Source organism: Bradyrhizobium sp., from assembly GCF_019242285.1.
GTDB lineage: Bacteria > Pseudomonadota > Alphaproteobacteria > Rhizobiales > Xanthobacteraceae > Bradyrhizobium.
Window position 1 is genome coordinate 1 of the sequence record NZ_JAFAVV010000200.1, and the last position, 7511, is coordinate 7511.

6 protein-coding genes are annotated in these 7511 nt (G+C 66.8%); 2 read left to right on the forward strand and 4 right to left on the reverse strand.

Going from position 1 to position 7511, the window contains the following annotated elements; genetic code table 11:
* Nucleotides 1-897 (forward strand): amidohydrolase family protein (locus JOY90_RS07550; protein ID WP_291690522.1); only part of this gene is annotated, 897 nt, incomplete at its 5' end.
* Nucleotides 898-1704: 807 nt separating this feature from the next.
* Here the strand turns inward: JOY90_RS07550 and JOY90_RS07555 are convergent.
* The 3 genes from JOY90_RS07555 to JOY90_RS07565 all read right to left on the reverse strand — a co-directional run bounded on the left by JOY90_RS07555 (nt 1705) and on the right by JOY90_RS07565 (nt 2800).
* Nucleotides 1705-1941 (reverse strand): hypothetical protein, encoded by a 237-nt coding sequence (locus JOY90_RS07555; RefSeq protein WP_291690523.1) that lies wholly within the window; start codon nt 1939-1941, stop codon nt 1705-1707.
* 153 nt (nt 1942-2094) lie between these two features.
* Nucleotides 2095-2265 (reverse strand): hypothetical protein, encoded by a 171-nt coding sequence (locus JOY90_RS07560; RefSeq protein WP_291690524.1) that lies wholly within the window; start codon nt 2263-2265, stop codon nt 2095-2097.
* A gap of 31 nt (nt 2266-2296) precedes the next feature.
* Nucleotides 2297-2800 carry a DUF6496 domain-containing protein gene (locus JOY90_RS07565; protein ID WP_291690525.1) on the reverse strand — a complete coding sequence of 168 codons (504 nt, stop codon included), beginning with the start codon at nt 2798-2800 and terminating at the stop codon, nt 2297-2299.
* A 363-nt stretch (nt 2801-3163) separates the two neighbouring features.
* On the opposite strand from JOY90_RS07565, the gene dinB reads away from it, so the two are divergent.
* Entirely contained in the window at nt 3164-4411 is a 1248-nt protein-coding gene (dinB, locus tag JOY90_RS07570) for a DNA polymerase IV (RefSeq protein ID WP_367276890.1), read from the forward strand.
* A gap of 17 nt (nt 4412-4428) precedes the next feature.
* Here the strand turns inward: dinB and JOY90_RS07575 are convergent.
* Nucleotides 4429-7511: efflux RND transporter permease subunit (locus tag JOY90_RS07575; RefSeq protein WP_291690527.1), on the reverse strand; the 3083-nt coding region annotated here is incomplete at its 5' end.

Here is a 7511-nt window from a genome sequence, read left to right on the forward strand (position 1 = left end):
CGCCTGATGAAGGCGGTGCATGCGGCGCGCGCCGACGGATTGCCGCTCACCGCACAGATCGCCGGCCGTCCGATCGGCGTGATGATGGGCATCGGCACCGCGCTCAACCCGTTCACGGTGCGGCCGAGCTACAAGGAGATCGAGACCCTGCCGCTCGACGAGCAGCATCGTCGGCTGCGCGATCCAGAGCTGCGGCGGAAAATCCTCGCCGAAAAACCTTCCGACGCCGAGGTGGCGAAGCTCGCCCAGTTCCGCCAGCTCATCACCAGCCGCTGGGACAAGTTCTTCACGATGGGCGACCCGCCCGACTACGAGCCGGGCGAGGAAAAGAGCGTCGCGGCGATCGCCGCGCGCACGGGCCGTACGCCCGATGAGGTGGCTTACGACTACATCATCGAGGAGAACCAGTATTTGTACTTCCCGGTGGTGAACTACGTGGCGGGCGATCACGAGCCGATCCGCGAAATGCTCAATGACCCGGCCTGCCTGCTCGGCTTGAGCGACGGCGGCGCACACTGCACCTCGATCGTGGATTCGGGCCTGCCGAGCTACATGCTGGCGCATTGGGGCCGCGACCGCAGCCGCGGGCCACGTCTGCCCCTCGAGCAACTGGTCAAGCGGCAGACCAGCGAAACCGCCGACTTCTTCGGCCTGTCGGACCGAGGTCGGCTCCAGCCTGGTATGCGTGCCGACGTCAACATCATCGACTTCGACCGTCTGCAACTGCACAAGCCGGAGCTTGTACACGACATGCCGGCCGGCGGCCGGCGTTTCGTGCAGCGGGTCGACGGCTACCAAGCCACGCTTGCGGCCGGCATTCCGATCTTCGAGCGCGGCGAGCACACCGGCGCGATGCCGGGTCGCCTGGTGCGGGCGGGGCGCAACGGCCATTCCTAAGCGCGGTCCGGTAGGGTGGGCTAAGCGCAGCGTGCCCACCATGCAAAGGCGTTGGGATCGATAGACGGCGGGCACGGCGCTGCGCGCCTTAGTACTAAGTCCATGTATGGTGCTCTCGTTGAAATTCTTGAGCTTTTTGGAACGACCATATTTGCACAAAGACGAGTCGATTCAATGGCTTGAGTCTTCTTGTGACTCAGTACGATTTGCCCATCCTACGCACTATTCGCTTTTTCGGAAATTAACTTGACGCCGACCCCAAATCGGGTGCATTATGCGCACCGTCCCGTCCCGACGAGGGGGGTGTACGCGCGATCGTCACGATACGCGGGGCGGGCTGCGGTGGACGCGAGGTGCTGCGAGACGAACGGCATCGGCGCGGACGCAAAGGCGTGTGGTCCTGATCCCGCGACGCTGGGATCAAGCTTTGCGGGCTCGACGAGATCCTGCGAAGTGAGGGTGGCAATCAAGCCCGTTCACCCGGGAGAGCGCGCTATACACGTTAAAACCACCGCGCAGGGAAGGCCGGGTCACCTCGGCTGAGCCTGTGGTTCCTACCCCGTGCGTTTCTGTTGCACGGGGGCCATGGGTGCCAGCCGGCACCCGGTCTTCCCTGCGCCCTCTCACCTATCAGAGGGTCTCGCTTTGCAGAACTCGGGCGCCGAATGCGCCGTGAGAACGCGCACGCATGCCGTTTGACAATTCGAAATCCGAAGCGCCTTGGCTCGCATGGACGCGCACCGGAATGCACACGATGCCGCGCCCGCGCGGCGGAGGCGCGGCTTGCCTCGGCTTCGCGTTGGCTGCTCAGCGTCCGGTTGACCGCGCCGCTGCCGGTCTCATCTCGGTCTCCCGATCGAGGTGGGCGCCCGCCGCCGCCAGCTCATCGAGCGTCGTGCTCCCGCGGCTTGCGCATGCGACGATCTTCTCCGCGACGCGCTTGCGGACGGCGTGATCCTCGCCATTCGGCAATGTCCGGCAGACGCGGTCGAGCGCCATGTTCATCTTGGTCAATGTGCGTGAATCGAAGCTGCCCTCGATCATCCCGGCTCCTCCCATATCTCCAAGGTCGGAAGGCCTTGTACGGCGGCGCGGCGCCGCCGTCCTTAACCTATGCGGATTTTGCCGCTCGCGCGACGTGTATCTCTGGGATACCACACCGGTGATCGCGGCGAGACTGCATCCTCACCGAAGGAGTCAGGCGGTATGGCCGGGATCGACATGCTTGGGCGTCTTCTTCTCGCGTTGTGGCGTCATCCTGGCGGGATCGGGGGCGCCCGGAACGCCGCGCGGGCCGAACTGCTCGCGCTGGATGTCGTCCTCGGAACGCTCGGGCTCGACGCCGTTGGGCTCGCGGGGCTTGGTCATGACATCGCCTCGTCCGTGGGTGGTCGTCTGTTCAGCGCCGGCGTCGGGCTCTGGTCCGGGCGGCTTTCTTGGCCGCCGCCGAACGCGCCTTGGCGCCCTTGGTGCGCACCGCCTTGCGGGCTGCGGCCGTGCGCGAGGCGGCGCTGCGGCGGCTCGCAGCGCGCTTGCTCTGGCGGGAGAGCGCGCCACGCGAGGCGGTGGATCGCGGCTCGCGCTTCAGCGCCTGCTTCACGGCGCGCGCGACCCGGGGCCGCCGTCGCGTCTTTCGCCGGCCTTGACCCGCCTCATAGGCATATTCGGCGCTGCGACGGGTGCGCTTCTTTGCCTGGCCGCGTTTCGGCGGCGGCAGCTTGACGCCGGCGCGCCGTGCTTCCGACAGGCCGATCGCGATCGCCTGCTTCGTCGATCGTGCGCCGTGCTCGCCGTGACGAATCCGGTCGATCTCCTCATGCACGAACTCGCCGGCCTGCGTGCTCGCCGATTTGCCGGCGCGCTTGTCCCGCCTGGCTTTCTCGATGGTCTGCTTTCGCGGCATCGGGTCCTCGCATCATCTCGTGAAGCTGGGACGATAACGCTGGCTGAGGGCAAACGATCCAAATTCGGGGAACCGGCGCACTGCCGACTGCCGACGCCCTTGGCGGGAAGCCGAGTGAGGACCGTCGCGTTCACCGAGCTCGTCGGGCTGTGTCCTCGCGGATGCGAGTGGCGCCGGAAATCCGAAAGGCATTCACCATGCAGATCATAAGTTTCAAGGACACGGACATCGCGGAATTGCAGGAGCTGGCGAGCATGGAGTTCGCGCCTCGGCAAGGACCGTTCGGCGCGCTTGACACAGGTGAGAAATGTTCTCATTATGTTCTGGTTACGGGAACCCTTGAGACCACGGCAAGGGGCCGGGATGGCAATGACAGCCACCATCCTGCACGCGGACCTGGACGCCTTCTACGCGTCGGTCGAGCAACTGCTCGACCCGTCGCTGCGCGGCAAGCCGATTGCGGTCGGGGGCGGGGTGGTGCTGGCCGCATCCTATGAAGCCAAGGCCTTTGGCGTCCGCGGCGGCATGCCGGGACGGCAGGCGCGGGAACTCTGTCCGCAACTCATCTTCGTCAACGGGCATTTCAAGGAGTACCAACGGCTCGGCGACGCCGCCATCAGAGTGGTCGGCGATTTCACGCCGCTGGTCGAACGCATCTCCATCGACGAGGCCTTCGCGGACGTCGTCGGCTGCACGCATCTGTTCGGTCCGCCGGCCGAGATCGCACGGACCATCCGCGCGCGCGTGCGACGGGAGCTCGGCCTTGCGATCTCGATCGGCGTGGCCCGCACCAAGCATCTGGCGAAGATCGCCTCGCAAGTGGCCAAGCCCGACGGGCTCGTGGTCGTCGATCCCGACGACGAATTGGCGTTCCTGCACCACCTGCCCGTCGAATTGATGTGGGGCGTCGGCCCGGTGACGAAGGCCCGACTCGGGGCGACCGGTGTGGAGACGATCGGGCAGCTTGCGAAGCTGCCGGGGAGAGCGCTGGAGCGGCTGCTCGGCCCCGCCGCGGGGGAGAAGCTTGCCGCGCTGGCGTGGAATCGCGATCCCCGGGAGATCAAGGTGCGGCGGCGGGCCCGATCGGCCGGAGCGCAATCGGCGCTCGGCAGGAAGCCCGCCGAGGAGCGGGTGTTTCGGCCGACGCTGCTTCACCTCGCGGATCGGATCTGCACACGGCTTCGAGCCAAATCCAGGCCCGGCCGTACCGTGACGGTGCGCGTGCGCTTCACCAACATGGCCGTCGTCAGCCGATCGGTCACGCTCGATGCGCCGATCTGCGCGACCCGAATCCTGGCCGACCTCGCCGAAGAACTGGTCCGCGCGATCCTCGCGGAGCGGCCGAAGCAGAAGACGATCTCGCTGCTCGCGATCTCCGTCTCGCATCTGGAGGACTCCTGGGACCTGGACCTCGAGCTTCCGCTCGCCCTGCACGACGAGGCGCGTCGCCCGGGCACCAGGCTGGGCCTGGCGCGATGGGCCGCCGACTGTGCGGTCGACAAGATCCGCGATCGCTTCGGATGGGACGCCATCGGCTACGGCTCGGTGGCGCTCGGCATCTCCCGCTCGGTCCCCGACGCCTTTCGCGAGCTGGCGGAGAAGGACCTGTGACCGCAGGCTTGCCTGCTTCAGCTCACCCCGCTGGATGCACGCACGGCGCCGGCGTGGCTGTCGTCCGCATTGCCGGTCGATACGACGTCACGGCGTTGCACGCGTCGCTTGCCGCCGACCTTGCGGACGACGGTATAGAACGCCGGCGTGAACAGCAGGCCGAACGCGGTCACGCCGAGCATGCCGGCGAACACCGCGGTGCCGAGCGATTGCCGCATCTCGGAGCCGGCCCCGGTCGCGACCACCAGCGGCGCGACGCCGAACACGAAGGCCAGCGACGTCATCAGGATCGGCCGCAGCCGCGTGCGCGCCGCGCTGACCGCGGCTTCGCCCGGGGTGGCGCCGGTTTCCTCGGTCTGGCGCGCGAACTCGACGATCAGGATCGCGTTCTTGGCGGCGAGCCCGACCAGCACGACGAAGCCGATCTGCGCCAGCACGTCGATGGGCATGCCGCGCCACAACAGCCCGGTCACCGAGGCCAACAGGCACATCGGCACGATCATCACCACCGCGAGCGGCAGGTTCCAGCTCTCGTATTGAGCCGCGAGCACCAGGAACACGAACAACGCGGCCGCGCCGAACACCAGGAGCGACGAGGTCCCGGGCTGCTGCTGCTGGAAGGCGAGCTCGGTCCATTCGAAGCCGATGCCGGGCGGCAGCACCTCGCGTGCGAGCTCCTCCATCCGATGCAGCGCGGTGCCGGTGGCCACGCCGGGCGCGGCGACGCCCATCACCTCGGCGGCGGGGAACAGGTCGTAGCGCGGCACGCGATAGGGCGCGTTCTCGGATTTCAGCCGCGCCACCGTGCCGACCGGCACCATCTCGCCCGAGCCGTTGCGCGCCTTCAGCCGCGCGATGTCGTGCGGATCCTGCCGGAACGAGCCATCGGCCTGCGCGATCACTTGATAAGTGCGGCCGAGATAATTGAAGTCGTTGACATATTGCGAGCCGAGATAGACCTGCAGCGTGTTGAAGATGTCGGTCGGCGTGAGCCCGACCTTCTCCGCCTTCTCGCGGTCGATATCGGCATAGACCGACGGCGAGCGCGTGCCGAACAACGTGAAGACGCCGGCAAAGCTCGGGTCCTTGTTGGCGGCGGCGACCAGCGCCTGCGCCGCCTTCGACAAGGCCTCCGAGCCGAGGCCGGCGCGGTCCTGCACCATCATCTTGAAGCCGCCGGCATTGCCGATGCCCTGCACCGGCGGCGGCGGGATCGTCAGCACATAGGCTTCCTGGATCACCGAGAGCCGCTTGCGCAGATCGGCGAGCACGCTGGTCGCCGTCAGTCCGGGCACGTTGTGGTTATAGAGCGAGGGCAGGCCGGAGAAGATCGTTCCGGCATTGGAGGCGATCGTGAAGGTGGTCGCATCGAGGCCCGCGAACGGCGCGACATGCTCGACGCCGGGCGTGGACAGGATGATGTCGATCGCCTTCTTGACCACCGCCTCGGTGCGATCGAGCGTGGCACCGGGCGGCAGTTGCACGACGGTGATGAGATAGCCCTGGTCCTGCTCCGGGATGAAGCCGGTGGGGGCGCGGGCGAACTGGTAGCCGGCGAGGCCGATCAGAGCCGCATACACCACGAGTACGACGCCCGTGATCTGCACCAGCCGCCGCGTCAGCCGTCCGTAGCTCGTCGACAGCCACTCGAAGCCGAGGTTGAAGCGGGCAAATCCGCCGTTGACCAGCCGGGCGATCCACGAGCCCTTCGCCTTGTGACCGGGCTCATGCGCCCTGAACAGCACCGCGCACAGCGCGGGGCTCAGGGTCAGCGAGACGAAGCAGGAGATCACGGTGGAGGCCGCGATGGTGATGGCGAACTGGCGGAAGAACTGCCCGGTGATGCCGGACAGGAAGGCCGAGGGCACGAACACCGCGCACAGTGTTAGCGCGATCGAGATCAGCGCGCCGCCGACTTCGCTCATGGTGACATGCGCGGCCTCGACCGGGGTCATGCCGCGCTCGAGATTGCGTTCGACATTCTCCACCACGACGATGGCGTCGTCGACGACGATGCCGACCGCGAGCACGAGGCCGAACAGCGACAAATTGTTCAGGGATATGCCAAGCGCGTAGAGGAAGGTGAAGGTGCCGACCAGCGAGACGGGAATCGCGATCACAGGGATGATGGCGGCGCGCCAGCTCTGCAGGAACAGGAACACGACGCCGACCACGAGCAGGATCGCGACGAAGATGGTCTTGATCACCTCGTCGACCGATTTGCCGACGAAGATGGTCGGGTCGTAGATCACCTTGTAGCTGAGGCCCGGCGGGAAATCCTTCTCCAGCTTCTGCATGGTGTCGAGCACCTCGTGCTCGACGGCGAGCGAGTTCGCGCCGGGCTGGGCGAAGATCAAAAGCGGCATGCCGGGGCCGCGGTCCATGAACGCCGTCGAGCCATAATCGGCGGCGCCGATCTCGACGCGGCCGACGTCGCGCAGCCGCGTCACGCGGCCCTCATTGTCCGACTTCAGCACGATCGAGGCGAACTGCTCCGGTGTGGAAAGCCGCCCGAGCGTTTGCACGTTGAGCTGATAGGCCTGCTTCGAGGCCACCGGCGGCTGGTTCAGGACCCCGGCCGAGACCTGGACGTTCTGGGCGCGCAGCGCGGCGAGCACCTCGCTCGCGTTCATGTTGTGGGCTGCGACCTTGTCGGGATCGAGCCAGATCCGCATGGCATATTCGCGGCCGGCGAAGATCTGCACGTCGCCGACCCCGGGCAGCCGCGCCAGCACGTCCTTCACATGCAGCGTCGCATAGTTCGAAATGTAGAGCGTGTCGCGCGAACTATCGGGCGAATAGAGGTGGACGGCGAGCAGGATGTTGGGCGTTGACTTACGCACCTGCACGCCGAGCCGCTGCACGTCCTCGGGCAGGCGGGGCAGCGCGTCCTGCACGCGGTTCTGCGTCAGCATCTGCGCGACGTTAAGGTCGGTGCCGATGCGGAATGTGACCGTGATGGTGAGCTTGCCGTCGCCGGTCGACTGGCTGCTCATGTAAATCATGTTCTCGACGCCGTTGATCTCCTGCTCGAGCGGCGTGGCCACTGTCTGGCTCACCACTTCGGCGGAGGCGCCGGGATACTGGGTCGAAACCTGCA

Coding starts and splice junctions, on each gene's coding strand:
- JOY90_RS07560 (WP_291690524.1), bottom strand. CDS start 2,265: ATGACCAAGCCCCGCGAGCCCAACGGCGTCGAGCCCGAGCGTTCCGAG.
- JOY90_RS07555 (WP_291690523.1), bottom strand. CDS start 1,941: ATGATCGAGGGCAGCTTCGATTCACGCACATTGACCAAGATGAACATG.
- dinB (WP_367276890.1), top strand. CDS start 3,164: ATGGCAATGACAGCCACCATCCTGCACGCGGACCTGGACGCCTTCTAC.
- JOY90_RS07565 (WP_291690525.1), bottom strand. CDS start 2,800: ATGCCGCGAAAGCAGACCATCGAGAAAGCCAGGCGGGACAAGCGCGCC.